This is a genomic window from Pseudoxanthomonas sp., from assembly GCF_027498035.1.
Classification (GTDB): Bacteria; Pseudomonadota; Gammaproteobacteria; order Xanthomonadales; family Xanthomonadaceae; genus Pseudoxanthomonas_A.
Window position 1 is genome coordinate 3,045,206 of record NZ_CP114978.1, and the last position, 25,899, is coordinate 3,071,104.

At 66.6% G+C, this 25,899-nt stretch carries 21 protein-coding genes and 1 pseudogene; 6 read left to right on the forward strand and 16 right to left on the reverse strand.

Annotated elements, in window-relative coordinates:
- Positions 1 to 38 precede the first annotated feature (38 nt).
- On the reverse strand, positions 39 to 1,565 hold the full coding sequence (locus O8I58_RS13220; RefSeq protein WP_298316866.1) for a right-handed parallel beta-helix repeat-containing protein: 1,527 nt from the start codon (positions 1,563 to 1,565) through the stop codon (positions 39 to 41).
- A 321-nt stretch (positions 1,566 to 1,886) separates the two neighbouring features.
- On the reverse strand, positions 1,887 to 4,238 hold the full coding sequence (locus tag O8I58_RS13225) for a Tex family protein (protein ID WP_298316872.1): 2,352 nt from the start codon (positions 4,236 to 4,238) through the stop codon (positions 1,887 to 1,889).
- Between the two features lie 172 nt (positions 4,239 to 4,410).
- Here O8I58_RS13225 and O8I58_RS13230 point away from each other — a divergent pair, with 172 nt between their 5' ends.
- On the forward strand, positions 4,411 to 4,767 hold the full coding sequence (locus O8I58_RS13230) for a hypothetical protein (RefSeq protein ID WP_298316875.1): 357 nt from the start codon (positions 4,411 to 4,413) through the stop codon (positions 4,765 to 4,767).
- Positions 4,768 to 4,798: 31 nt separating this feature from the next.
- On the opposite strand, the gene O8I58_RS13235 is transcribed toward O8I58_RS13230, so the two are convergent.
- The gene (locus O8I58_RS13235; RefSeq protein ID WP_298316877.1) at positions 4,799 to 6,013 is read right to left on the reverse strand and encodes an MFS transporter; all 1,215 of its coding nucleotides are present in this window, start codon (positions 6,011 to 6,013) and stop codon (positions 4,799 to 4,801) included.
- A gap of 85 nt (positions 6,014 to 6,098) precedes the next feature.
- Between O8I58_RS13235 and O8I58_RS13240 the strand changes: the two genes are divergently transcribed.
- From O8I58_RS13240 to O8I58_RS13255, 4 genes are all read left to right on the forward strand, one after another.
- Positions 6,099 to 6,911 (forward strand): AraC family transcriptional regulator, encoded by an 813-nt coding sequence (locus O8I58_RS13240; RefSeq protein ID WP_298316879.1) that lies wholly within the window; start codon positions 6,099 to 6,101, stop codon positions 6,909 to 6,911.
- Between the two features lie 256 nt (positions 6,912 to 7,167).
- Entirely contained in the window at positions 7,168 to 7,650 is a 483-nt protein-coding gene (locus tag O8I58_RS13245; protein ID WP_298316882.1) for a hypothetical protein, read from the forward strand.
- An 18-nt stretch (positions 7,651 to 7,668) separates the two neighbouring features.
- A complete protein-coding gene (locus O8I58_RS13250) occupies positions 7,669 to 8,955 on the forward strand; it encodes an XVIPCD domain-containing protein (RefSeq protein WP_298316884.1) in 1,287 nt (428 codons plus the stop codon).
- Positions 8,956 to 9,143: 188 nt separating this feature from the next.
- Entirely contained in the window at positions 9,144 to 9,317 is a 174-nt protein-coding gene (locus tag O8I58_RS13255) for a DUF1328 family protein (RefSeq protein ID WP_298322969.1), read from the forward strand.
- Positions 9,318 to 9,377: 60 nt separating this feature from the next.
- On the opposite strand, the gene O8I58_RS13260 is transcribed toward O8I58_RS13255, so the two are convergent.
- Together O8I58_RS13260 and O8I58_RS13265 are read right to left on the reverse strand one after the other, a co-directional pair.
- Complete coding sequence (locus O8I58_RS13260) at positions 9,378 to 10,433, reverse strand: Rossmann-fold NAD(P)-binding domain-containing protein (protein WP_298316888.1); 1,056 nt, start codon at positions 10,431 to 10,433, stop codon at positions 9,378 to 9,380.
- A 54-nt stretch (positions 10,434 to 10,487) separates the two neighbouring features.
- Positions 10,488 to 11,162, reverse strand: coding sequence for a DUF3313 domain-containing protein (locus O8I58_RS13265; protein WP_345781312.1), 675 nt, complete (start codon positions 11,160 to 11,162; stop codon positions 10,488 to 10,490).
- Between the two features lie 148 nt (positions 11,163 to 11,310).
- Here O8I58_RS13265 and O8I58_RS13270 point away from each other — a divergent pair, with 148 nt between their 5' ends.
- Positions 11,311 to 11,952, forward strand: coding sequence for a TetR/AcrR family transcriptional regulator (locus tag O8I58_RS13270; protein ID WP_298316894.1), 642 nt, complete (start codon positions 11,311 to 11,313; stop codon positions 11,950 to 11,952).
- A 197-nt stretch (positions 11,953 to 12,149) separates the two neighbouring features.
- Here the strand turns inward: O8I58_RS13270 and O8I58_RS13275 are convergent, their stop codons facing one another.
- The 11 genes and pseudogenes from O8I58_RS13275 to glyQ all read right to left on the reverse strand — a co-directional run.
- Positions 12,150 to 14,297, reverse strand: coding sequence for a S46 family peptidase (locus O8I58_RS13275; RefSeq protein WP_298322972.1), 2,148 nt, complete (start codon positions 14,295 to 14,297; stop codon positions 12,150 to 12,152).
- The gene (locus O8I58_RS13280; RefSeq protein WP_298316898.1) at positions 14,288 to 14,794 is read right to left on the reverse strand and encodes a hypothetical protein; all 507 of its coding nucleotides are present in this window, start codon (positions 14,792 to 14,794) and stop codon (positions 14,288 to 14,290) included. The genes O8I58_RS13275 and O8I58_RS13280 overlap by 10 nt, the downstream gene beginning before the upstream one ends.
- 153 nt (positions 14,795 to 14,947) lie before the next feature.
- Positions 14,948 to 15,322, reverse strand: a complete 375-nt coding sequence (locus O8I58_RS13285) for a hypothetical protein (protein ID WP_298316900.1) — start codon at positions 15,320 to 15,322, stop codon at positions 14,948 to 14,950.
- Between the two features lie 54 nt (positions 15,323 to 15,376).
- A complete protein-coding gene (locus tag O8I58_RS13290) occupies positions 15,377 to 15,760 on the reverse strand; it encodes a YbjQ family protein (RefSeq protein ID WP_298316903.1) in 384 nt (127 codons plus the stop codon).
- 80 nt (positions 15,761 to 15,840) lie between these two features.
- Positions 15,841 to 16,083: a hypothetical protein gene (locus O8I58_RS13295; RefSeq protein WP_298316906.1), complete on the reverse strand. Its 243-nt coding sequence runs from the start codon at positions 16,081 to 16,083 to the stop codon at positions 15,841 to 15,843.
- A gap of 60 nt (positions 16,084 to 16,143) precedes the next feature.
- Positions 16,144 to 17,601, reverse strand: a complete 1,458-nt coding sequence (locus tag O8I58_RS13300; protein ID WP_345781340.1) for a translocation/assembly module TamB domain-containing protein — start codon at positions 17,599 to 17,601, stop codon at positions 16,144 to 16,146.
- Positions 17,602 to 17,668: 67 nt separating this feature from the next.
- Positions 17,669 to 19,993 (reverse strand): translocation/assembly module TamB domain-containing protein, encoded by a 2,325-nt coding sequence (locus O8I58_RS13305; RefSeq protein WP_298316909.1) that lies wholly within the window; start codon positions 19,991 to 19,993, stop codon positions 17,669 to 17,671.
- Positions 19,990 to 22,047 (reverse strand): autotransporter assembly complex protein TamA, encoded by a 2,058-nt coding sequence (locus O8I58_RS13310; RefSeq protein WP_298316912.1) that lies wholly within the window; start codon positions 22,045 to 22,047, stop codon positions 19,990 to 19,992. Before O8I58_RS13310 ends, O8I58_RS13305 begins: the two co-directional genes overlap by 4 nt.
- A 74-nt stretch (positions 22,048 to 22,121) precedes the next feature.
- Positions 22,122 to 24,275: a glycine--tRNA ligase subunit beta gene (gene glyS / locus O8I58_RS13315; protein ID WP_298316913.1), complete on the reverse strand. Its 2,154-nt coding sequence runs from the start codon at positions 24,273 to 24,275 to the stop codon at positions 22,122 to 22,124.
- Positions 24,276 to 24,290: 15 nt separating this feature from the next.
- Entirely contained in the window at positions 24,291 to 24,908 is a 618-nt protein-coding gene (locus O8I58_RS13320; protein WP_345781341.1) for a glutathione S-transferase family protein, read from the reverse strand.
- Between the two features lie 36 nt (positions 24,909 to 24,944).
- A pseudogene (gene glyQ / locus O8I58_RS13325) lies at positions 24,945 to 25,850 on the reverse strand (glycine--tRNA ligase subunit alpha); the annotation flags it as partial.
- Positions 25,851 to 25,899: the final 49 nt, after the last annotated feature.

A 25,899-nucleotide genomic window follows, 5' to 3' on the forward strand; every position in this document is an offset into this window, starting at 1 on the left:
GAGGGCTGCGCATCGGCGTGGATGCGCGGCAGGAGGCGTCAGCGGCCGACGGCGTGCGGGGCGGACAACGGCGAGGTCGCACCATCCAGGGCGGTCACGGTGCTGGTGACGCCGCCGACTGCGGTGGCATCGTCAGAGGTGTAGCTGAAACGGCCCTGGCCCTGCGTGTCGGTGGCGACCGAGATGCTGCCCAGGTAGTGCGCCGCTTCGTCATCGCTGGCCTTGGCATTGCCGAAGACCTCGATGCGATGCACGGTGCTTGGGACACCGCTGAAATGACCGTCGATGGACAGGCCCTTGCCGCTACGGCGCGCGCTGTCGATGACAGGCGCGACGATACCCCCGTTGGGCGCGGGCTGGCAGTTGTCGTTGATGTGATCGCTGCAGATTTTGGCCTTCTTCGCAGGATCGGGGTCCACGCCGATGCCGCGCGAGCCGACGAAAATGGCATGTTCCAAGCCCGGCACGCCGAATACGATCGCCCCGCGCGGCTGTCCCGGCACGCAGGCGCCGCCGGCCTGGCAGCGTTCGATCTTCAGCCCGTTGCCGGTGATGACGTTGGCGCTGATGCGGTTGGGCAGCGAGGTCGGCTGCGGGCGCACGGCCACGCCGATACCGTTGCCAGTGATGGTGTTGCCATCGACCACGTTGTCGCGGCCGGTCAGGCTGACGCCGATGGAGTTGCCGGTGAAGGTATTGGCCGCGATGGTGTTGCGGTTGCCCCAGTTGATCTGCAGGCCGTCGGAGTAATTTTCGAAGCGGTTGCGGATCACCGTGTTGTCGTTGCCCCACAGGATCTCGATGCCCTGCGAGGGCTCGGCATTGGCGTCGGTGGAGCGGAACACGTTGTCGGCCACCAGGTTCCAGGCCGCGCCGCGGGTCAGCTCCAGGCCGTCGCCGTTGTCGATGAACTCATTGCGCACCACGCGGTTGTGGACCGTAGTGGTCGGCGTGGACTGGCCATTGCCGTCATCGCCGGTCAGCATCAGGCCGGCGCCGCCCTTGTTGGCGACGATCCGGTTGTCGTGGATCTCGCTGCCGCTGGCACGGTTGACCAGCACGCCGATGCAGAAGTTGCGCACTTCCAGGCCGGCCAGCTCCACGCCCTGCGTATCGCGCAGGACCAGGCCGGGCAGGGTGGTGGTGCGCACGTTGGTGCCGAACTGGCCTTCCACCGCACCCGGGCAGGCCTTGGTGCCTTCGCCGGTGACATAGGCCGACCCGTCGATGGCCACGAACTGCCCGGCCTGCTGCCACGGCACGCCGACGATGGCGACCGGGCCCTTGATCTCCGGCAGCGGCCGGGTCGGCTTGATCACGTACGGCGCGGCGCCAACAGCGGCGATTTCGATGCGGTACCTGCCCGGCGCGGCGTTGGCGGTGGTGATCGCCCAGCGCAGTGAGCCTTGCGCCTCGTCATCGGCGTAGCGGTTCACGACCAGCACCTCGCGCGGGACCGGCGCGGGTTCGGGCTGGTAGGCGCTGGCGGCACCCGGCAGGCAGGCCAACAGGCAGGCTGGCAAAGCCCGCAGCAACGGGCTGGGCGTGAACGTGGGACGACGCATGGACATCTCCGGGTGCAATCGGGACCGGGCCGGCAGGCGGCGCGGAGGGCAGGCAGACGTGTCGCGAACCCTCCGCGAAGACGGCTTCCAGCCGGCACCACTGCATGGGTACACACGCTAGATTCTCCGCAGTGCAGCATTCAAGTTCGAATATCGCTTGCAAGGGCGATATTCGGACAAAACATCTAAGACCTTCGTCCAATGCGTATCGATGCACGGCTCGCTTCGGCGAGTGCAGTGGGGTCGGATCGAGTGTGTTGGCCGCGGGAGCGGGCCTGTTCGATGCAAAGAAAAGGGCCGCTGTGAGCGGCCCTTCGGGTCTTACTTGCTGCGTGCCTTGGCGAAGGCGGCGGCCAGGGCGTTGTCGGCCGGCGGGGCAGTCGGCTTGGGTGGGCGCATGGCGTTGCCGCCGGGGCGTCCACCGCGGTCGTTGTTGCGTGCGCCCCGGTCCTCGCGCGGGCCGCTGGTGGCTGCCCCGGGCACATCGTCCATGCGCCGGGTCAGGGCGATGCGCTTGCGGGCCACGTCGACCTCCAGCACCTTCACCTTGACGATGTCGCCGGCCTTGACCACGTCGCGCGGATCCTTGACGTAGGTGTCCGACAGCGCGGAGATATGCACCAGGCCGTCCTGGTGCACGCCGATGTCGACGAACGCACCGAACGCGGCGACGTTGCTGACCACGCCTTCCAGGATCATGCCTTCGCGCAGGTCCTTGATGTCCTCCACGCCGTCGGCAAAGCGCGCGGCCTTGAACTCCGGGCGCGGGTCGCGGCCCGGCTTTTCCAGTTCTTTCAGGATGTCGCGCACCGTGGGCACGCCGAACTTTTCGTCGGTCAGGCTTTCGGCCTTGAGGCTGCGCAGGAAGGCGGTGTCGCCGATGATCTGCTTGACGCCCTTGCCCTGCGCCGCTGCGAGAATGCGCTCGACCACCGGATAGGCTTCCGGATGCACCGAGGACGCATCCAGCGGCTGCTCGCCGTCGGCGATGCGCAGGAAGCCGGCACATTGTTCGAAGGTCTTCTCGCCCAGGCGCGGCACTTTCAGCAGCGCCTTGCGCGAAGCGAACGGGCCGTTCTGGTCGCGATACACGACGATGTTCTCAGCGACCGTCGACGACAGGCCGGACACGCGCGTCAGCAGCGCCGCCGAAGCGGTATTCACGTCCACGCCGACCGCATTCACGCAGTCCTCGACCTTGGCATCCAGCGCACGCGCCAGACGGAACTGGTCCACGTCGTGTTGGTACTGGCCTACGCCAATGGCCTTCGGTTCGATCTTCACCAGCTCGGCCAGCGGGTCCTGCAGGCGGCGTGCAATCGAGACCGCGCCGCGGATCGACACGTCCAGGTTCGGGAATTCCTTGGCGGCGGTTTCCGAAGCCGAATACACGGATGCGCCGGCTTCGCTGACCACGATCTTCTGCAGCTTCGGGTTGTTGCAGGCCTTGATGACGTCACCGGCCAGCTTGTCGGTTTCGCGGCTCGCTGTGCCGTTGCCGATGGCGATCAGTGCGACGTTGTGCTGTTCACACAGGCGCTTGATGGTGTGCAGCGACTGGTCCCACTGGCGCTTGGGTTCGTGCGGATAGATCGTGTCGGTGGCGACCAGCTTGCCGGTGGCATCGACCACGGCGATCTTGCAGCCGGTGCGGATGCCCGGGTCCAGGCCCAGCACCGCGTGCGGGCCGGCCGGCGCGGCCAGCAGCAGGTCCTTGAGGTTGTCGCCGAACACGTCGATGGCCTCGCCTTCGGCCTTCTCGCGCGCCTGGTTGAACAGGTCCAGCATCAGGTGCAGGTGCAGCTTGGCGCGCCAGGTCAGGCGACACGCTTGTGCGAGCCATGCATCGGCGGCGCGGCCCTGCACGCGGATGCCGGCGGCCAACGCGATGCGTCCCTCCGCGTAGGCATTGCCGGCGTCGATGTCGCTGCCCGGATCGAGTTCGAGCTGGATGAATTCCTCGCGGCGTGCACGGAACAGCGCCAGCAGGCGGTGCGAAGGAATCTTGGCCAACGCTTCGCTGTGCTCGAAGTAGTCGCGGTACTTGGCACCGGCGTCTTCCTTGCCTTCGATCACCTTGGCGCGGATCACGCCATTGCTGTCCAGCCAGCTGCGCAGCTCGCCCAGCAGTGCGGCGTCTTCGCCCCAGCGCTCCATCAGGATGGCGCGTGCGCCTTCCAGTGCGGCCTTGGGATCGGCCACGCCTTTCTCGGCATCGACGAAGCTGGCGGCGAATTCTTCCGGCACGCGGGTGGGATCTTCCAGCAGGCCATCAGCCAGCGGTTCAAGCCCGGCTTCGCGCGCGATCTGCGCACGCGTGCGGCGCTTCTGCTTGTACGGCAGGTACAGGTCTTCCAGGCGCGATTTGGTATCGGCGGCCAGCAGATCGTCGCGCAGGGCATCGGTGAGCTTGCCCTGTTCTTCGATGCTGGACAGGATCGCGGCGCGGCGGTCTTCCAGTTCGCGCAGGTAGACCAAGCGCGTTTCCAGGTTGCGCAGCTGGGTGTCGTCCAGGCCGCCGGTGACTTCCTTGCGGTAGCGCGCGATGAACGGCACCGTGGCGCCTTCATCCAGCAGCGCGATGGCGGCCAGCGCCTGTGCGGCCTGGGCGCCGATCTCGTCGGCGATGGTCTGGGCGATCTGGCGCGCGAGCGCTGCGGAGAGTTCTGCCATTGCGTTGGGTTCAACCGGGACTACAGGGCCGGCGATTGTGGCGTCCTCCGTGCGCCAGTCCAAGCCGTTGACTTTCACCCCGCATGGGCAGACTGCGGTTTGACGCCGGGCTGGACCGCTGCTAGAAGATCCTGCGGCCGCCCTGGCCATCATCACCAGACAGGACGTCACCATGACCCTCGATCCGGAGCAGCTGGCAGAACAGCACGTGCGTGAGTTCGCTGGTCCGCAAGACCTGATGCTGCGGCAGGCGGGTCGCGCGCTGGAGGCCGCCGTCCAGCACTTGCCCGAAGCCGAGCAGATCGCCTTTGCCGACCGCTACATGGAACGGCTGGCTCGGCTGACGCTGCCGCAGTCGCGGGCCGGCCGCCCAAGTGACGCCATCAAGGGTCAGCCGCCGGTCGTGTCGGGCCTGTTGGGTGACGCCGACCCGCGAACCCAGCGATCACGCTTTCGACTGTTGCTGCCGATGCTGGTCATCCTGGCGGTGATCGTGGTTTTACTGATCAAAGGAGTGGGGGCGCAGTAGAACACCGTGCGCGTGCTGGGTCATGACCGGCTTACGCGTGCCGGCGATTGGGCAGGAACGCCGCCACGATCCCCAGCAGCGGCAGGAACGAGATCACCTGGTACACCCAGAAGATGCTGGTGTGGTCGGCCAGCACGCCCAGCACTGCCGCGCCCAGGCCGCCCATGCCGAAGGCAAAGCCGAAGAACAGCCCGGACACCGTGCCGATGCGGCTGGGCATCAGTTCCTGTGCATAGACCAGGATCGCCGAGAACGCCGAGGACAGCACGAAGCCGATGATCATCGTCAGCACCGTGGTCCAGCCCAGGCTGGCGTAGGGCAGGGCGAGCGCGAACGGTGCCACGCCCAGGATCGAGGCCCAGATCACCGGCTTGCGGCCGATGCGGTCGCCGACCGGCCCACCGATCAGCGTGCCGGCGGCCGATGCCAGCAGGAAGCCGAACAGATGCAGCTGCGCGCTCTGCACCGACAGCTGGAATTTCTGGATCAGGTAGAACGTGTAATAGCTGCTCAGGCCGGCGATGTAGAAGTACTTGCTGAAGATCAGCACCAGCAGGATGCCGACCACCCACATCACGGTGCGACGCGGCAGCGGCGCGACATCGGCTACGACAGCGCGCTTGGGCGCGTTCGCACTGTTGACCAGGTGCTGTTGGTACCAGCGGCTGACGTAGCTTAGCAGGCCGATGCCGATCAGCGCCGCGCCGGCAAACCACGCCACGCTGGTGCGGCCGTTGGGCACGATCACCGCCGCGGCGATCAGCGGGCCGATTGCGGTGCCGGTGTTGCCGCCGACCTGGAACACCGACTGCGACAGCCCATGGCGCCCGCCCGAGGCCAGCCGTGCGATGCGCGAGGATTCGGGATGGAAGATGGCAGAGCCGATGCCGACCAGCATCGCCGCGCACAGCACCAGCGCGAAGCTCGGCGCGTAGGCCAGCAACACCAGGCCGCACAGCGTGGAGGCCATGCCCATCGGCAGCGAATACGGCGCCGGCTTGCGGTCGGTGCGCAGGCCGATCAGCGGCTGGAACAGCGAGGCGGTGAGTTGGTAGGTCAGCGTGATCAGGCCGACCTGGGCGAAGCTGAGTTGGAACTGGCCCTTGAGGATCGGATACAGCGCCAGGATCAGCGACTGCATCATGTCGTTGACCAGGTGCGAACTGGTGATCGCCGCGAGTACGCCCACGGCGACCGGGCGATGGGTGGAAGCGGGAACTGCCAGTGGCGGCGCGGTCGTGGACATGGTGATCGGGACAGGAAGGCGCGCTGCGGCGCGGACCGGGCGCATGGTAGGGTGCGCAGATTCGCCCTTCCTGCGCGATCTGGTCATGGCTCTTTCCAAAAAGGACATTTCGAGGCGAGCCACGGGCGGCAACACCGGGCGCGAGCGGCCGGTCGTCGAGGCATCGGGGACAGCGGTCTATTGCCGTGCGCGCGATTACGCCCGCGACACGCATATTCCGCTGCATCACCATCCGGACCGGCATCAACTGGTCTATGCCGAAACCGGCGTGCTGGTGGTCAAGGCCGGGCATGGCCGCTGGGTCGTGCCCAGCACGCGCGCCATCTGGATGCCGGCGGGCATGGGCCATGCGGTCAACTGCATCGGCGAGGTCCGCATGCGCAGCCTGTACATCCTGCCCGATGCCATCGCCCACCCGCCGGTTGAGGCCTCGGCCGTCTCGGTGACGCCGCTGTTGGCGGCGCTGATCCACGACGCGGTGGAGGTGGAGCAGCCTTACGCGGAAGACTCGCGCGACGGCCGCCTGATGCGCTTGATCCTGGACGAACTGCAGACACTGCCGGTGCTGCCGTTGCACCTGCCCGAACCGGCCGACCCACGCCTGCGCATGATCGGCCAGCGCCTGGAGCAGCAGCCCGAAGACGCCTCTACGCTGCAGGACTGGGCCACGCGCCTGCAGGTGGACGTCAAGACGATCCAGCGCCTGTGCGCGCGCGAGCTGGGCATGACCTTCGGCCAGTGGCGCCAGCAGTCGCGCCTGCTGCGCGCGCTGGAGCGCCTGGCCGTGGGCGAGAAGGTGATCGACGTGGCGCTGGCCCTGGGCTACGACAGCCCCAGCGCGTTCGCGACCATGTTCAAGCGCCGCTTCGGGCAATCGCCGAGCCAGTTCTTCCGCTGACAACGCCAGGCTGGGACGGCGTTCACGGATGGCAGGTTTGACGGCATGGGGAGTGGCTGATAGAAAACGCTACGGCCTTCGGGGAGGCTTTCCACACGCAATGAGATGGATCTCCATGCCCCGTTTCCCGCTGCCCGCCGCTGTCCTGCACCTGATCTGCCTGGCCACCATGTGCCTGGCGATGCCGGGATGCACGGCGCCTGCGCGCAAGGGAGACGTCCCCGCCGCTGCTTCCATCCCTTCGAAGGATCCGATGATGAACGCCATCACTTCACCGTCCCTCAGCGTGGACGATCTCAACCAGCGCGTGCTGCAGCTGATCGACAGCATCCGCACCCGCGACGATCTCGCGCCGCCACACATCCAGCGCCTGACCGGCGTGGACGTCGAGGTCAATGCCGTTGACCCCACCGTCTACGGCATCGCCGGCGCCGTGCAGGGCAGCGGCCGCTACAGCCTGGTGTCCTCGCACAAGAACGCCGCCGGGCAAGTGGACAGCCTGCTGTTCTCGCTGGAACCCAACGACGCTGCCGCGCCCTGCGCCAAGGTCGACGACTACCGCACCGCGTTGTCTGCCGCCGGCTTTGCCGGCCAGCATCTGCCCGCCGGGCATCGCGGCCAGGAATCTTGGTACTTCACCCGCGACGGCGTGAGCGTGAACCTGCACGTTCGCGACGCGCGCGGTGCGCCAACGCCGCAGGCCTGCGTGGCCTCTCTGGTGATCGGCGTCTATCAGTAACCCTGCGAGGACAAGGACATGAACGACACGAACGTCGAACGCCGTACCCCGCAGACCCAGACGCCGGAGCAGCAGCTCCAGACCATGCTCGATGCCTTCGACAAGGCCAATGCCAAGGGCGACGTGCATCCCGGCCAGGATCTGAAGGCGGTGCTGGACAGCACCCCTGGCCTGAAGACCAACGTGCTTGATGCCATCGGCAAGAACCAGCTGCAGAAGATCGAAGCGCTCAACGTCGATGGCGCGCTGGGCGTGTACATGGGCGATTCGCGCACCATCCAGATCTCGCCGGACCAGCTGCACATCGCCCGGACCGACCCGGAGATGCTCAATTCGGTGCGCTTCACGCTCGGGCACGAGGTCAAGCACGCGGCCGACCGTGCGCAGATCATGACTTCGGATGCGAATCTGGAGAAAGGCATCAATGCCGTCGCTCAGAGCGATGGCAAGGTCCACGATTACACCGCGGCCATCAAGCAGTTCAACGAGACCTCGCGCAGCCTGGAGACGCACGCCGAACTCACCGGCTACAACGTGGTGGTCGATCAGGTGCTGAAGGACAACCCCAAGGCGACCCTGCGCGATGTCTACAACACCTCGCCCAGCGACATGGATCCCTACATCGAGAAGGGCGGCACCCCGGGCAACCCGGCCTATACGCCACGCGCAGGCATCACCCTTGATGGCCTGAAGATGCCGGAGACCAAGGAGAACCTGGCCGCGGTCAACACGTACTTCTACGAGGCGCGTGGCTACCCGCAGCAGAACGTCTCCAACCTGCTGGACTACGCCGGCCAGGTCGAAGCCCAGCTGCATCCAGGCAAGGATGCACCGAAGATCCAGGTCGACCTGGGGGCCATCGGCGTCAAGGCGAGCGATGTGTCGACCAGCACGCCCTACGTCGATGCCAGCACCATGCACAAGCGTGCGGCGCCTGTGAACGACGGTACGTCGCCCGAGCTGTCAGGCAACCCGCTGTACGACGGCGCCGCCGAAGGCCTGGGCCGGACCAGGGCAGGTGCCGCACTGGAAGGACAGGCGTTCCAGCAAGCCGCCGCCGCGATGGCCGTGCAGGCACAGCAGGATGGCCTGAGCCGGATCGACAGCGTGCATGAGGGCCAGGATGGCCGCCTGTTTTCCATCCAGGGGCAACCGGGCGCACCCGATGCCCTGCGCAGCCACGTCGACCGCGAACAGGCTGTGCGCCAACCGTTGGAGCAGAGCGCGCAGACGCTGCAGGCGCCCGCGCCGCAGGTCCAGGCGCGCGAGCAGGACGTGCAGCAGCACGCGCCACTGATGCGCTAGCAGCGCGCCAGCGGCCTCCGTCAGTGCCGGTGGCGACGTTCAACGACCACTTCGGCCCGTTGGCCGCACTGGTGCATCAGCCGGCCGGCGATGCTTTCGATGGCGTGATTGCGGGGTGGCCGTGTCGTCACCTGCCAAGCACTCGTGCATGGCTAGCGTGGCGTTTTCCGCATCCGGAGGCGTCGACCATGATCAAGTGGGCCATCATTTTCGCCATCATCGGTGTGATCGCTGGCGTCCTCGGCTTCGGCGGCATCGCCGGTGGCGCGTTCGCCATCGCCAAGTTCCTGTTCTGGGCCTTCATCATCATCGCCGCGATCCTGCTGGTGCTCGGCGTGACGGTCTTCAGGAAGGTCACCTGACGGCGGGTCGGAGGCGGTACCCTGCATCTCGCTTCGGAAGCGGCGCGATGCGGGTGTCGATCAGGCACCGGTCGTGGTCTGTGCTGCATCCGGGATCGGGCTTGCAGATTGCGAACGATGCGCGGCGCACACGAGCATGCTGCGTGCCGCATCGATCAGTGTTTGCTTGGCACTGTATCTGCCCCACTCCGTAACTGCGCCGCCATCCACGTGTCCAATCTCGGGCAGTGCGGGGGGCCGCTTGTGGAGACTGGGAAGAATCCGCCGTGCTTGCGCGTTGGTGATCGCCCGTGTCAGGACGTAGAAATCGCTCGCGGTCCTGACGGGAAACGCGGCTGATAGCTGCGGGAAGCGCCGGCGCAGGATCTGCGCGATCTCGTGCATCCAGACGAATGTTCCGGGGAGGTCGATGGAAGCCCCTGGCTGGGGGAACGCCATGCCATGGTCGATGAGCCAGGATGCGGCATCGCGTACGTCGGCGATCTCGTAGCCCAGGCGTGGGATCCGGCTGACGGTGCCATTGAGCAAGCGCTCGATCACCACCATTGAGCCTGGCACCCTGGCATTGAGCAAAGGCCCCATCAGGCTTGGCACACTGATGTTGAGCTGGGGACGTGCAGCGGTTGGGCCGAGCAGGTCCCTGGTCGGATCGAAGGGGGCTACGTTCGCGACATCCGCTGTCTGCCTAGCAGGCCGCAGGCGTTGCGGCGCCATGCCATGCACGGCGATGCACTTGGCGCGTTTGCTTCGCGCCGCTTGCCACAGGGCCTGCGTGGTTCCCACCTCGTCAGCGGACAGCTTTCCCGAGCTGGGCATCGCGCGGGCGACATTGGTGGCGACCTGGATCACGTACTCGCTGCCGTCGATGGCGTGCTTCCACTCGGAGGCAAGGTGGGTTCCGCCTGGCACCAGCTCCAGTCGAGCGGATGTGCCGTTCGGGGCCAGTTGCGCGCGAAGCCGCCGCTCCCCACGCATGTCAGCCAGGCTCGCTCTCACTGCGAATCCGCGCTCCAGCAGCAGCGAGATGACCTGGCTTTGAAGAAAGCCGCCCGCTTCTGCCACGAACACGCACGGCTTGGCGGTCGACACCGGTGCTTTGCCTGTCGCGTGGGTCATCCCGTTGCTCCTGGAAGCGTCGCTGCCTGGTCTTCGACGCAGCTGCCGGCCGCTTCAGCGGGCCCGGGTCTTGGCCAGCGTTGCGACAAGTTCCTCGGCGCCCAACTGGATTCCTTTCTTCGAAGCAGACAGCGCGCCGATGTTGGCCTTCACGTTCATCGCGTTGGGGTACTGCTTGCTCACGTAGGCATCGAGCAGGCGACCGCTCTGTGCGTCGTAGACCTCGACGGCGTAGGTCACCGAGCCGGACATGGCGCCTTCCTTGCCGCGGATGGATTGGACGAGGTTGTAGGAGCCGCCACCGATGTCAAAGCGCGAGGCGGCCGCCAGGAACTTCTTCGACGCCTTGGCGCCGGTCAGTGTGAGCTTGATCCGCAAGGTGTCCGGCCCTGCCACGTTGGTCAACTGGAAGGCCTTGCCCAACGCCGCTTCGAACTCGACCTGCATGTAATCGGCCAGTGCCTGCCGCTCCGGCAGCGGTACCTTTCCGAACTGCGCATCCGGACCTGCGTAGACGGCCACCGGCTCGAGCAGCACCAGCCCGTATCGCTTGCTGTCGGCACGATCGTTGTAGCGATAGGGAATCCTGTTGTCGCGGCGGTCGGGATTGACGTGCAGCTGCGCGGCGGAATCGAGTCCGGCATATCTCACTGGTGCGGTCGTTGCGCACCCGGTCAAGGCGGTGGCCAGGCCAAGGGCAAGAAGGGGGAGGTGGGGCTTGATCTGCATGGTGAATTCTCAAGGGGATGTCAGGGGCTAGCGCGGCGGGCGCTTCGGCGTTAGCCTTGATGAAGAACCGTACCGTACGGTTCATTTATACGCACGCCGAAACCGGCGTCAACAAAAACATACCAACCGGTACACTTTTGAGGTCGGAATGAAAGTCAGAACTGCCGAAAAGCGGGATGCGATCGTGGGCGCTGCAGCGCGTTTGTTCCGCGAACATGGCTATGACGGCGCTTCCATGAATGAACTGGTCCGGCGGATGGGGGGCTCGAAAGCCACCATCTACGGCTATTTCCCGTCCAAGGAGGCGCTGTTCTCCGCCGTCGTCCGCTCTTTCGCCACGTCACATCTCACGAAAGCCGCCAGGGAACTGGTCGCAGCAGTTGGCCGGAAGGAGCCTGTCGAGCAGTGCCTGACCCAGTTCGCCACTGGTGTCCTGGAAATCCTCACCAGCGACCACACGGCACTGGCCGTGGCGCGGATGGTGATCGCCGAATCCGGACGTTCGGATGTCGGGCGGATCTTCTACGAGGCTGGTCCCCAGGAAACCAAGACCATCCTCGCCAGCGTGCTTGAAGAGATGATGCGGAGTGGCGAACTCAGGGCGTTCGATCCGGTCGTGGCAGCCGATCACTTGCTTGCCTTGATCACCGCCGAAGCGAACAGACGCCTCTACGAGCGTGAGCCTGCCTTGATTACCAGCGAGGCAAGGCAGCGCATGGTGCGGGATGCGATCGACCTGTTTCTCCACGGCATGGCCGTGCGACCGGCTGACGGCTCGCGCCGAGCGTGACGCTGCATTCGGCTTGGATGGCGCGGGGGCGTGCCATCTCATCGTGTTGGTCGCCAGGTGTTGTTCTGGGCCTTCATCATCGCCGTGATTTTCCTGGTGCCCGGCGTGACGGTTTTCAGGAAAGTCACCTGACGCGCGCGGCTCCTGGCGACGCGGGGTCAACCGAAAAGGGCGACGTTTGACGTCGCCCTTCTTCGTTACTCGGCCGGCAGCTGCATTTCCTGCAGCAGCTGCGGCGCCGGATAGACCTTGGCCAGCAGCCAGCGGATGTAGCGTGCGTCGACGTGGATGGCGCGCTTCATCGACGGGTCGTACCACCAACTGGCACTGACCGCTTCCCAGTTGCTGTCGAAGTTCAGGCCCATCAGCTCGCCCTTGGCGTTGAGCACGGGCGAACCGGAATTGCCGCCGGTGGTGTCCAGGTTGGTCAGGAAATCCACCGTCTGGGTCTTCAGCGCAGGATCGGCGGTGCTGCCGAAATCGCCCTTGGCAATCGCGTCCAGCAACGGCCTGGGCGCGTCGAACGGCACCTGCCCGGTGTTCTTCTGCACGATGCCGGCCACCGTGGTCACCGGCGCGAACGCCACCGCGTCGCGTGGCAGCAGCGGCGTGACCCGGCCGAAGCTCACCCGCAGCGTGCTGTTGGCGTCGGGATAGGTCGCGCGGCCCTGCTGGGTGCGCCATGTGGCCAGCGCCTGCATGTAGGCCGGGCGCAGCCGCAGCTGGTCGCCTTCGCGGGCCTTGCGGGCATCGTCCAGCTGGATCTGCGCCGGCACCAGCCTGGCGGCCAGCGCGATCAGCGGATCGTCGGCCAGCGGCTTGCCTTCGCGTGCGGCGGCGAAGCGCGACAGGCGCTCGGCTTCGGTGCCCAGGGTGGTGCCGGCATACAGCGTGTCCAGTGCCTTGGCGAGGCTGTCGGCGGTGCGGCCGAAGGCGGCGTCGAACACCGGTACGCGCTGCGCATCGGGCAGTTGTTGGTAGCGGCCGAGCAGCGTGGTCAGCAGGGCTTTTTCAGTGTCGGCGTCATAGCGGCGCTGGACCTGCTTGAGCAGGCCTTCGATCAGCGCTTGGTCGCGCTGCTGGTAGCCGGTTTCGCGCTCGGCGTCGGGCTTGGCCGATTCGATCCGCAGGCGCTCCAGCGTCAGCGCCGCGCGCATCAGCTGGGTCTGGGTAGCGATCAGACCCAGCAGCAGGTCGCGGTCGCCCTGCGCACTGCCTTCGGACAGGATCTTCTGCAGCTGCGCGATCCGCTGTTGCTGCGTGCCATGGGTGGCGGCCAGCATGCCGCGCTCGTCCTCGCTGCGCAGGTGCACCGCATCGCTGCGCAGCAGGCCTTCCAGTTCGCCGGCGGCGCGCTTGCGGTTGTTCTTCAGCGATTGCAGCTGCGAGGCATAGCGCGTGCGTGCGTCGGCATTGGCCTTGCCGGCCTGCTCGATGGTGTCGATCAAGGCATCGAACACCGACACGCGCGCCGGCAGCACGTGGCCGACCTGTGCGTCGAACTCGGTCGCGGTGCGGTTGCGGTAGGTGATGCCCGGATAGCCGGCCAGCATCGCGAAGTCGCCATCCTGTGGCCCGTCGGTGGCCACCTTCAGGAACGCCGGCGCCCTGTACGGCACGTTGTCCGCGCTGTAATCGGCCGGCTTGCCGTCCCTGCCCACATAGGCGCGCAGGAAGGTGAAATCGCCGGCATGGCGCGGCCACATGAAGTTGTCGATCTCGTCGCCGTAGTTGCCGATCGCGCGTGGCGGTGCATACACCAGGCGGATGTCGCGCAGCTCCAGCTGGGTGATGCGATAGAAGTCGCTGCCGTAGTTCATGTTGGCCACGCTGCAACGCACGCCGCCCTGCGCTTCGCATGCGGCGACGATACGCTTGCTGGCGCTGTCCACCGCGTCGTAATACGCGCGTCCGGTCTTGCCCCTGGCGTCGGCCAGCACCTGGGTGGTGACGTTGTCGAACGCGGTGGTCACCAGCACCCGGAAGTCCGGGTTGGCAGGCAGTTCGCCGCTGCGATTCTTCGAAACAAAACCATCGTCGATCAGGTTGGCGCCGGCCTTGGTGTTGTACTGGATCACGCCGTAGGCGACGTGGTGGTTGGTCAGCAGCAGGCCATCGGGCGACACGAACGCACCGGTGCCGCCGCCGATCTTCACCACCGCGCTCAGCGGCGCCTGGGTGACATCGGCCAGGTCCTGCGGATCACCGCGGAAACCGGCCTCGCGCAGCTTTTCCGACAGCGCCGGCAGCTGGGTGGGCATCCACATGCCTTCATCGGCACGGGCGGTGGAAGACAGCAGCAGCGCCAGCGAGGCGGCCAGGGGCAGGGTGCGGGTCATGTGGATCCGGGAAGCGAACAAAACGTGGCGGCGACAGTAGCGGCCACGCGGGGTGCGGGCAAATGGCGCGTGCATGACGGTTCGGTCATGGGCGTGCTGACCCACGTGCGTGCCGATGCAGCCGTGCGGCGGACCAACGCCCACCACAGCACATGCAAGTGCAGCCACAGGTGTCGACCCGCGCTTGCCTGGCGCAACCTGCGGGATATCCATGCGCGCACGCCGCGACAGAGCGGCCAGCGCCGCGTACCCGCGCCCAGCCACTGCAGCGCCGGTGCCAGTACGGCGTAGCGCAGGCCACGCAGCATCGGCACCAGCACATCGGCATAGGTCGACAGGATCTGTGCGCCGAACAGCATCAGCAGCACGTCCAGGCCGATCGCGTCCACCAGCATCACCATCAACCGCACTTCTGCCAGATTCGATGCGAAATACAGCATGATCAACAGCACGACGGCCCAGCGGATACGGCGTCGCCAGCGCGGCGAAAACATGGACAACATGTCGGATTCCCCGGGCCGGTTCCGACGACCCTGACGAAGACATGTGGTCAGGCGCGCGCAGGACAAGCGCAGGCATGACGAAAGAATGCGGGATGGCTTAGACCTTCGCTGATGCTGCAACGTCGCGAAGCGGCATTCGGATTGGACCCGCGGTCAGGTGCGATCGATCGGAACACCTGCTGCTATCCGCGCCCTGCGGTCGGCGGCTGGAAAGGCAAGCGCGCGGTCTGCCAACAGGTATCCGGACACGCTGGCGGCCCAGGCGCCAAGAAACATGTCTTCGGCAAACGCCATCGCCAGGACCAGCAGCCCGATGCCGCACAGCCAGCCGAGGAGATTGGCCGTGCGTGCGGGCAACCCCGCCGTGGTTGCGCGTGCGCGCAGGCGTCCGGCGATACAGCCCAGGCCGATTCCGAACAGCGTCAATGCCCACGGCTTTGGCGTGGTGGTGAAAAATGCAGCAACCAGTCCAAGCCCGAGGAACGCGAGGACCCCGAATCTCAGTGCTGTTCCCAAACCCTTGCGCATGGTGTTTGTCCGAACTGATCCAGTCCGCAAGGCGGTCCCGGCGTGAATGCGTGGCTAGGCGTTGTGTGGTTCGACGACAACCGCCGTGCCGTAACACAGGACCTCGGTCAGGCCCGCCATGAGTTCGGTGGCGTCATACCGGACCGCAATGATCGCGTTGGCGCCCAGGTGGCGGGCGTGTTGCACCATCTCCTGGTAGGTCTCCTGCCGCGCCTGCTCGCAAAGCGCGGTGTAGATGGTGATGTTGCCGCCAAACAGCGATTGGATCCCGCCAAGGAAATTGCCGACGACCGAGCGCGACCTGACCGTCAGACCGCGCACCAGTCCGAGGCTTCGGGTCAAGCGGTAACCCGGCAGTTCCAGCGCCGAGGTCACCATCGCGTCGCTGAGCACGGTCAGGGAAGGGCGTACGGGATTGGAGTTGTAGGGGTCACCCATTGGCTTGCCTCATGAAAACCCCCGGTGCCTGAGTCAAGCCGCACCGCGGGCGTGGTTCGAATCAATGTGTGGACAACGCCTTAAAGCTGCCTGGCGACGGAGTGCTGAAAGCCATCGCGGAAACCGGAAGAAAAGTCCGCCAGCCCGAACGCGCAGCTCAGGACGAGTGCCGATGCCAACAGCACATTGCGGCTGTTCTTGCGATAGCCGATGAACAGCCCGACCGCTCCGGCGGCAGCCAGAACTAACTCAAGGATTTCCATATCTTCTCCGAGGCCTTGGCCCTCAAGGCGGGGCGCCCGCGGAATATTCAGGACCTGCATGCTGCTGTCAACGGCACGCCTGGTCGCCGGGCGTTGCCGCTATCGGCTTCCTTCTGCCTTTTACTTTTCCTTGCGCCAGTTGAGCGACCCGCGGGTCTCGACGGTGGACGATTCGAGCTCGGCGTTGAAGCCCTTGCGCATCAGGTATTTCAGGGTGACGACCGAGCCTGAGCCGACCATGGCCACGCCGTAGCTGACGTAGAGCTTGGGCGTGAGGTACTTGCCGACGCCGAACACCGAGCTGCCCATGGTGCGCGATTCCAGCACGCCGGCATCGTCCAGGCCGATCTTGGCGCCCAGCTGCGAAGCGAGCAGGCCGGCACCGGCCGACAGCGCCGAAGAAGCCGCGCTGACCTGTGCGCTTTCCTCGCTGCTGGCGGTGCTCAGGCTGCGGCCCAGGACCAGGTAGGCCAGGGCATCGGATTCGGAGGTTTCCGGGTTGGACCAGACGCTGGCGCGCGGCGCACTGGCGCGACCGGTGACGTCGATGCCGGCGGTGACATTGGCGCTGACCACTTCGCGTTCGGCGCGGATGTTGATGTTGGGGTCATCGACATCGTCGTTGCTCCAGCTCAGCTGGCCACGGGTGATGCTGAGCTTCTGCCCGTAGGCGGTGTAGCGGCCGTCCACGTTGAGCTGGCCGGTGGCCGACATGGCGCGGCCGGCGCGCGAATGCACGCTCATGTCGCCCTGCAGCGAACCTTCCAGGCCGAAGCCCTTGAGCTTGACGTCATCACCCAGGTTGACCGCCAGGTCCAGCTTCAGCAGCGAGCTGCCGCCGGCTTCCGGATCGGCCGGGTCCAGCACCACCACGTCTTCGGACGTGGACACGCCTTCGCTGAGTTTCTCCAGGTTGATGTTGGCCGAAGGCACGCTGACCTTGCCGCCCACGCCCAGCACCTTGCCCTGCAGGGCGATGGTCATGTCCGGTGCGATCACCGCGCGCAGCTCGGTGGTATCGGAGGCCAGGAAATTGTTACCGCGCACCTTGAACAGCAGTGGCTCGTCCTCGCCCTGCCAGCCCAGCGAACCATCGATGTCGAGCGTGCCGCCGGTGGCCTCGCCGCCGGTGGCCGACTGCGATTTCATGCTGCCGGCGATTTTGGCGGTGCCGTCGGCCAGCGCGGTGAGCGAGGCCTTGCCTTCGATCAGGGTGATGCCCAGCGCAGGCAGGTCGCCGGTGAAGTCGGACAGGTCGGCCTCGCCGCTGAGCAGCGGCTGGCCGCGCGTGCCGGCGATGCCGACATGGCCTTTCAACTTGCCTTGCGGGCGGACCAGGTCGGGTGAGAATAGCTCCAGCCAGAACAGGCGGTCGTTGTAGAGGTAGACGTTGCCGGTGAGCGGGGCGAAGTCGTCCCAGCCGGTCTCGAAGGTGGCATCGACGAAGCCGTTGCCGGCAAAGCCGGTGCCCAGGCGGCCATGGATGTGCTCCGGGGTCATGTCCACGTCGATGCTGAAGTGGTCGTAGTGGACGACTTCGCCGCGCGTGTTCTTGCCCATGCGCAGGCCGCCTTCCATCGACGCGATGTGCACCTGGCCCTGCCAGGCATTGCCCTGCGGCTTGAGGTTGGCGTCCAGGGTCAGATCACCGCGCAAGGTCAGCGGGCGTCCGTCGCTGGGCGGCAGCCATGGCTGGATCAGTGTCAGTGGCAGCTTGTCCGAATGCGCGCTCACGCCGTTGCGTGGCCAGTCGGCCGAGACGCACAGGGTGCCGCCATCGCCGCCGGCCAGGCAGCTGTCGGACAGGGTGAAGGCGCTGCCGGCCTGGGTGAAGCGCGCGGCCTGGGTCAGTGCCCAGGCATCGCCCTTGGACGGCACGATGCGCAGGGTCTCCAGCGCGCCGGACCAGGCTCTCGCCCTTTTGCTGCGCGGAACCGGCCAGGGTCAACGAGGCCATCGGGTTGTCAGCCTGCACGTTGAGCTGCAGGTCCTGGATCGCGCCGCGTGCGTCCACGCTGAGCTTGTCCAGCAGCAGGCCGGCCTGTACGGCGCTGCCACGCAGGGCCAGCTCACCACCGTGGCCGGTCCACGGCAGGTGGCCACGCAGGCTGATCGATTCGGCGGTGTAGGTGTCGTACTTCAATGCGTTGCCGGACAGGTCGGCATCGATGGTCGGTGCGTTGCGCGGGCCGGTCAGCCTGACCGTGCCGGACAGGTTGCCGGTGGCCTTGGGCAGCAGGTCGGCCAGCTGCAGCGGCGAGAGCTGCGCGTCGATGTCCAGCGTATCTGCGACCTTGCCCTGCGCCTGCACGTGGCTGCTGCCCAGAGTGAGGTCCAGCTTGCCGTCGCCATTGAGGCCATGCAGGTTGAAATGGCCGCTGCCGGCCAGCTTGCGATCGCGCAGGCGGCCGCCCAGCTGCGGGATGTCCAGCGTGGCATCGAAGCCATCGCCCTTGCCCGCGGCCGGATCACGCGCGGCGCCCTGGCTGGCCAGCGTGCCGGTGACCGCGCCATTCCAGCCGGCGGCGAAATAGCCGGGGTCGAAGTCTCTCAGGTCGGCTTGCACGTCCCAGGCCAGCTGCGGTGCCCAGCCGACCTGGCCGGTGACGTCGAGCGAACCAGCCGGCGTGGTCGCCTGCAGGGTTTTCAGCAGGACTTTTTCCAGGTCGCCGCGGCCGTCGAAATCGACCTTGGCCGTGTCCTTGCCGCGGGCCAGGTCGGCCTTGCCGATCGCGACCCAGTGCGCCTTGCGCCCGGCCACGCCCAGGTCGGCGTTGGCGTCGATGCGCTGGTCGGCTTCGCCCCATTTCAGGTCGCGCGCGTTCACCGCGAACTTGAAGGTGGGGTCTTCGGTGTTCTCGAAATCGGCGTGCCCGCGCAGGGTGATGCGGCCGCCGAGCAGCTGCACCGCCAGTGGCTGCACGGTCAGCGTGGTGCCGTCGATGCGCACGTGCGAAGGCTCGATCACCACCAGGTTGTCGCCCTGCCTGGCCTGGCCGCTGATGGCCGCGCCACCGTCGGTGCCGCTGGCCTGCAGGTCGAATGCCAGCGGCGCCGCATCGGCCGCGCCCACGCCGAACAGCGACAGGTCCAACTGCTTGCTCACCGCCAGCAGCGCCCAGTCCGGCTTGCTCGCGCCGCGCACGTCCAGATGGAGCTTCACCGGCGCCGGTGCGTTGCCGCCGACGGCGACTTCCATGTGGCGCACGTCGCCGCGTGCGACCAGTCCCAGCCGTGCCGGGGTCTTGCCGCGTGGCGCGGGGAAACCAGCCGACACGGTCAGGTCGGTGGCGTAGCGCTTGCCCGGACGGTAGTGGCCATCGACCGAGACATTGCCCAGGTTGCTGCGCAGCTTGAGTGCAGTCGCTTCGGCATAGCCGTCGCCGATATCGATGCCGCCGCGCGCGCTGGATACATCGATCACGGTCTTACCGGCGGAGGTGTAGCGGAAGCCGTCGACCACCAGCGTGTCGGCCTGGATGTTGATCGGCAGTTCGATCTGCGGCAGCACGTCGGGCCAGCGCGGCAGCTCGAACGGTTCGTCCGGGCTGGGCGGCATGTCCAGCACGGCAGACTCCACTTCCATCGTGTCCAGGCGCAGGCGCTTGCCCAGCAGTGGGCGCAGGTCCGGGTCCAGGGTCACGCGCCTGGCGGTGAAGTCGATGTCATCCAGGTGGAAGTGCACGTCGCGCAGCGTCAGCGGCCCGGCCACCGGGCCTTCGGCGCTGCTGTAGGTAAAGGTGGAACCGGCCGGCAGGCGCGCGGTGATCTGCGCCAGCAGCACATCGCGGCCAGCCACGGTCTGCAGCAGCCAGTACAGCACCACCAGCAGGCCGACCACCACCACGCCCATGCCGATCGCACTGCGCAGTGCGAGTTTGCGCATGCGCGCGCGACGCTGGGCGCGAAGTTCGGCGATGCGCGCTTCGCGCGCTTCCGGCGTCAGCGCGTCCGAGGGGCGCCGGCTCACAGATTGGCTCCGATGCTCAGGTACAGCTGCACGATCGAATCGGGATCATTCAAGCCGTGGGCGATGTCGATGCGCACCGGGCCGATGGGTGACTTGTAGCGCACGCCGAAACCCACGCCGGTCTTGAAGTCCGGTGAGTCGTTGTAGGCGCTGCCCGAATCGACGAACACCGCGCCGCCGAACGGACCGCCCTTGTAGTAGTGCTCGTACTCGACGCTGCCGGTGATCAGCTTGTTGCCGCCGACCGAATATTCGCCGCCTTCGGTCTTCACCCGCGGACCGACTTCGCGGTACTGGTAGCCGCGGATGCTGTTGTCGCCACCGGCGTAGAACCGCAGGCTCGGCGGCAGTGCATCCTGCGAGGCGACCGAGGTCTGGCCGACTTCGCCGCGCACGAGCAGGCGGTCGTTGAGGCCGAAGCCCTTGTACCAGCGTCCGATGAGCTGGATCTGGCCGAAATTGGTGTCCGAGCCGGCGCCTTCCAGGCCGCCACGCAGGGTCGCGGTGGCGGAGATGCCGCTACGCGGGAACAGGCGGTCGTCGACGTTGACGTACTTGGCTTCCAGCTGCGGGTACACGTAGGTCGCATAGCGGTAGGGCGCCGCGCGTTCGGCACCATCGCCGTCGTCGTCGGTCAGTTCCAGCTTCCAGCGCTCGCGCAGCGCATGGATCGACGCGGTGGCCGTCCAGTTCTCGTTGAGCTGCCCGCTGCGGCTGGCGATCAGTTCGATGCGGCGGGTGTCGATGTAATCGGTCTGTTCGTCATAGAGCTGCGCGGTGCCCGCGTACCAGCCATCGAGCCACTTGAACGCGGGAATGCGATAGGTGGTGGTCAGCGACTTGCGGTTCTGCGCGTAGTCCAGCAGCGTCTTGAGCTTGTGCCCGCGCGAGTTGACGTAACGCCGCTCCACGCCGGCCAGGAAACCGGCGCCGTATTCGGTGCCGTAGCTGACGCCGTACTGGTAGACGGTGCGTGGGGCCAGCTTGAGGTTCACCTCAATCGGCACGCGTCCATCGACCGCGCTGTCCACGTTGGGCTGGATATCGATGTTGCTGAAGTAGTCCAGCGACACCAGCGACTGGCGCAGGCGGTCCAGCTTGCCCTGGTGGTAGTAGCTGCCTTCATCCCAGTACACCAGCTGGTCCAGCAGGCCCGGGCGGAAGTAGGTCTGGTTGAAGTGGGTCGGCCCCATGTCGTAGCGGATGCCGCTGATCCAGGACAGGTCGATGTCGGCCGCGTGCTGGGCGCGGGTGACTTCCACCTTGCGGGTTTCGAAGTCCGCATCCAGGTAGCCGCGTTCGGCCAGCCGGCGCACGATCTTCAGTTTGCTGGCCTCGTAGGTCTGGTGGTCGAACACGGCCCCTTGCGCCGGCGCGAAATCCTTGAGGTCCTGGGCCAGGTAGCTGTCGTTGCCGCCTTCACCATCGATGCGGATGTCGGCATCGCGGACGCGGACCGGTTCGCCCGGGGTCACCGTCACGGTGACGGTCATGTGGTCGGCTGGCGTGCGCTGGCGCGATGCGCTGCCGGTGGTCGATGCCGCGGCTGCGGTGGCCTGCCCGGTGGCGCTGTCCGTGCCGTTGGCGGGGTTGGCCGGTGCGACGGACGTGGTCACCTTGCCATCGGCATCGCTGCCGTCGCGTTGCACATTGCCGGTTGCGGCACTGGCCGCGTCCGCGGTGCTGTCCTGGTTTTGCGCGTCCTTGGCCGTGCTGCCTTTCTTTTCCTTGTCGATCCCGGCGACCTCGGCGGCGCTCAGGCGCTGCGAGGTGACCTCGACCGTGGGCGAGTAATAGCCGAACGGTTCCAGTGCGCCGGCGGCCTCGTCCCTGGTCTGTTCCATCAGGTATTCCAGCCGGGCTTCGCCCAGGCGGGTGCCCAGCGCATCGTTGAGCGTCAGGGCCACGCGGATGTTCTCGGCCATCGCGCGCTGGATGTCGTCGTCTTCGTCCAGGCCCTTGATCTGGACCTTGTCGACGATGGCCGCTGCCATCGACGTCGCGGGTATCAGGAACAGTACGGCGGCGATGGCGAACGGGTGGGGAAAGCGCATGACCGCAGCATACCCGGCGATCCCGACAGGCCGGGTTAAGGCGTCATGATGGCGCGCATCCTGCGCGCGTGATCTCATGCGGACAGCTGGGCGATGTCGGCCACCGCACCGAAGCGGCCATGCAGGCGCTGCAGTAGCGCCAGGCGGTTGGCGCGCACGGCCGGGTCCTCGGCATTGACCATCACGCCGTCGAAAAAGCCATCCACCTGATCGCGCAGCAGCGCCAGGCGCGAGAGCACCTTGACGTAATCGTGGCGGTGCAGGGCATCGTCGGTATCGCCCAATGCGGCGGCCACCGCTTCGCCCAGGGCGAGTTCGGCCGGGTCGGTCAGCAGGGCGTGGTCGATGCTGTGCGGAATCTCCACCTCGCCTTCGGCCTTGCGCAGGATGTTGCCGATGCGCTTGTTCGCCGCGGCCAATGCAGCGGCTTCGGGCAGCGCGGCAAAGGTGGCGATGGCTTCGATGCGGCGGTCGAAGTCGTACAGCGAGGCCGGCTTGAGTTCGGCCACGGCGTTGAACTGCGTGGTGGTCACGCCCTTGTCGGCGTAGTAGCCGCGGAGGCGGTCGAGGATGAAGTCGTAGAGGTCTGCCGCGAGAACGCCACGGACAACCCCAACTGCGACGCTAGCTTTGTTGCTGCCCTCTGCGATCTTTGCATCAGCAGCACCACGTGCAGCTGCGAGCGCAGCAACAGGAATCTCCGCTGCGACCAGTAGTTCTCCGAGATCCAGATCAAATCCACTTTCGATGACCGTCCGCGCCAGCCCCAGCGCATTACGGCGCAGCGCGAACGGGTCCTTGTTGCCAGTCGGCTTCAAGCCCGCGGCGAAGCCACCGGCCAGCGTGTCCAAGCGTTCGGCAATGGCCAGCACCTTGCCCAACGGGCTCAGGGCGATATCGTCACCGGCAAAGCGCGGCTGGTAGCTCTCGTCGATGGCCAGCGCGACCTCGGACGATTCGCCTGCGGCAATGGCGTAATGGCGGCCGGCGATGCCCTGCAGTTCCGGGAATTCATTGACCATGCGCGACTGCAGATCGTTCTTGGCCAGCTGCGCGGCGCGGCGCGCCTGCACAGCATCGGCACCAACCTGCTGCGCGATCACTTCAGCCAGCGCGGCCACGCGCGCGACCTTGTCGGCCACGCTGCCCAGCTTGGCCTGGTAGGTCACGGTTTTCAGGCCATCGCCCATCGACACCAAGCCCTGCTTGAGGTCCTCGTCGAAGAAGAACTTGGCATCGGCGAAACGCGGACGGATCACGCGCTCATAGCCGGCGCGCACCTGGGCCGGATCGCGCGATTCGATATTGGCGATGCCGATGAAATGCTCGGTCAGCTTACCGTCGCGCAGCACCGGGAAGAACTTCTGGTTGATCTCCATCGTCTCGATCAGCGCTTCCTGCGGCACGGCCAGGAACTCGGCTTCGAAACTGCAGGCAATCGCGCTGGGCCATTCGGTCAGGCAGACCACCTGTTCCAGGTTGTCGTCGGTGATGCGGGCATCGCCGCCCACGCCACGCGCCGCGTTTTCCACCTGCTCGATGATGCGCGTGCGGCGCTGCTGCGGATCGACCAGCACGTGCGCGGCCGCCAGCGCCGCGACGTAGTCGCCCGGCGTGCCGATCCACACCGGCTTGTCGTGTTCGAAGCGATGGCCGCGGCTCATGCGGTCCGCGGCGATGCCCATCAGCGGCATCTCGATCACCGCATCGCCCAGCAGCACCACCAGCCACTGCACCGGCCGCGCGAAGGCGTAGTCGTGGTCACCCCAGCGCATCGGCTTGGGGATCGGCATGGCGGCGATGGCTTCGGCAATCACTTCCGGCAGCAGGTCGGCGGTCCTGGCGCCCGGCTTGGTCGCGCGATGCACGAAGCGCTCGCCCTTGGCATCGGTGGCGCGCTCCAGCTGGGTCCATTCCACGCCGGCCTTGGCGGCGAAACCCGACAGCGCCTTGGTCGGCTGGCCGTCACCGTCCAGCGCGATGTTGACGTAGGGGCCGAACACTTCGCTGGCCTGTTCGGGCTGCTCGGCCGATACGCCCGGCAGCAGCACGGCAAGACGGCGCGGGGTGAACAGCGGCCGTGCATCGGTGGCATCGACGGCGACGCCGCGCTTTTCCAGCCCGGTCTTGATGCCGTCGAACAGCGCGTCGGCCAGTCCCGGCAGCGCCTTGACCGGCAGCTCTTCGGTGCCCAGTTCGATCAGGAGGGGTTGCATCTGTGAATCCATGGAAAAAACATCCGCTCAGGATTTGGGGGCGTCGAACGCCACGTGGAATTGCTGGAACACCGGCAGTGCTTCGTAGCGCGCCACGCGCGCCTGCAGGGCCGGATAGGGCGACAGATCGAATGGCACCGCTTCGGCGGCGAAGGCGCAGCAGCAGGCGACGGTGATGTCGGCCTGGGTCATGCGCTCGCCGATCAGCCAGTCATGGCCTGTGCGCTGGGCGCAGTGCGCTTCCAGTGCAGCCAGTGCCTGCCTGACCTGCACGCGGCAGCGCTCCAGCCACGGGTCGTGGCGCTTGTCTTCCGGGCGGAACACGCGCTCGTAGACCATCGACACGGCCTTGTCGCCCACGCCGGTGGCCAGCGCGATCAGCTGCAGCGCATGGCGACGCTCGGCGCCGCTGGCCGGCAGCAGGGCCTTGTCCGCACCGGCGGCTTCGTCCAGGTAATCCAGCACCGCGGACGATTCGAACAGCACGTCTTCCGAATCGAGCACCAGCGTCGGCACCCGGCCTAGCGGGTTGTAGGCGCGGATCTGTTCGGCATCGCGGCCGGTGGACCAGTTGCGATGGTCGAACGGCACGCCGAGTACCGTCATGCTGATCGCCACGCGACGCACGAACGGCGAATCGAACATGCCGATCAGGATCACGCCGCGGCCTCGACTCGCGTTGCGCTTCAGGCCTGGAAAGCCGAGCTTCTCGCGCTGGGCGAAATACGCCTTGGCCACGGCCTGGGACAGCGTGCGCACGCGCAGGATGTAGCGCTGGCGTTCGGTCACGCTGATCGCGCGGCGCGCGTCCAGCAGGTTGAAGCAATGGCTGGCCTTGCAGACCTGTTCGTAGGCCGGCAGCGGCAGGCCGAGTTCGACCAGCTTCTGCGACTCGGCTTCGCAGGCGTCGAAGCGGTGGAAGAGTTCTTCCACGTTGGCGTGTTCGAAGTTGTAAGTGCTCTGCTCGACTTCGTTCTGGTGGAACACGTCGCCGTAGGTCACCGGCGTGCCGTCCGGGCCGTAGGTCCAGATCAGGTCGTAGACGTTGTCGCAGTCCTGCAGGTACATGCACAGGCGTTCCAGCCCGTAGGTGATCTCGCCCAGGACCGGCTTGCACTCGATCCCACCGGCCTGCTGGAAATAGGTGAACTGGGTGACTTCCATCCCGTTCAACCACACTTCCCAGCCCAGGCCCCAGGCGCCGAGCGTCGGCGATTCCCAGTTGTCCTCGACAAAGCGCAGGTCGTGCACGCGCGGGTCGATGCCCAGCGCCTTCAACGAATCCAGGTACAGCTGCTGGATGTTGTCCGGGTTGGGCTTCATCGCCACCTGGTACTGGTAGTAGTGCTGCAGGCGGTTGGGGTTTTCGCCGTAGCGGCCGTCGGTGGGACGGCGGCTGGGCTGCACGTAGGCCGCGTTCCACGGCTCCGGGCCCAGCGCGCGCAGGAAGGTCGCTGGGTGGAAGGTACCGGCGCCGACTTCCAGGTCCAGCGGCTGGATCAGCACGCAGCCCTGGTCGGCCCAGTACTGGTTGAGGGTCTGGATCAGGCCCTGGAAGGTGATGGCGGTGGCCGTCGTGGCAGTCATGCGGCGAAGGGCGGAAAAAGGGGTGGGCTAGTATACGCAGCGTGTTGTG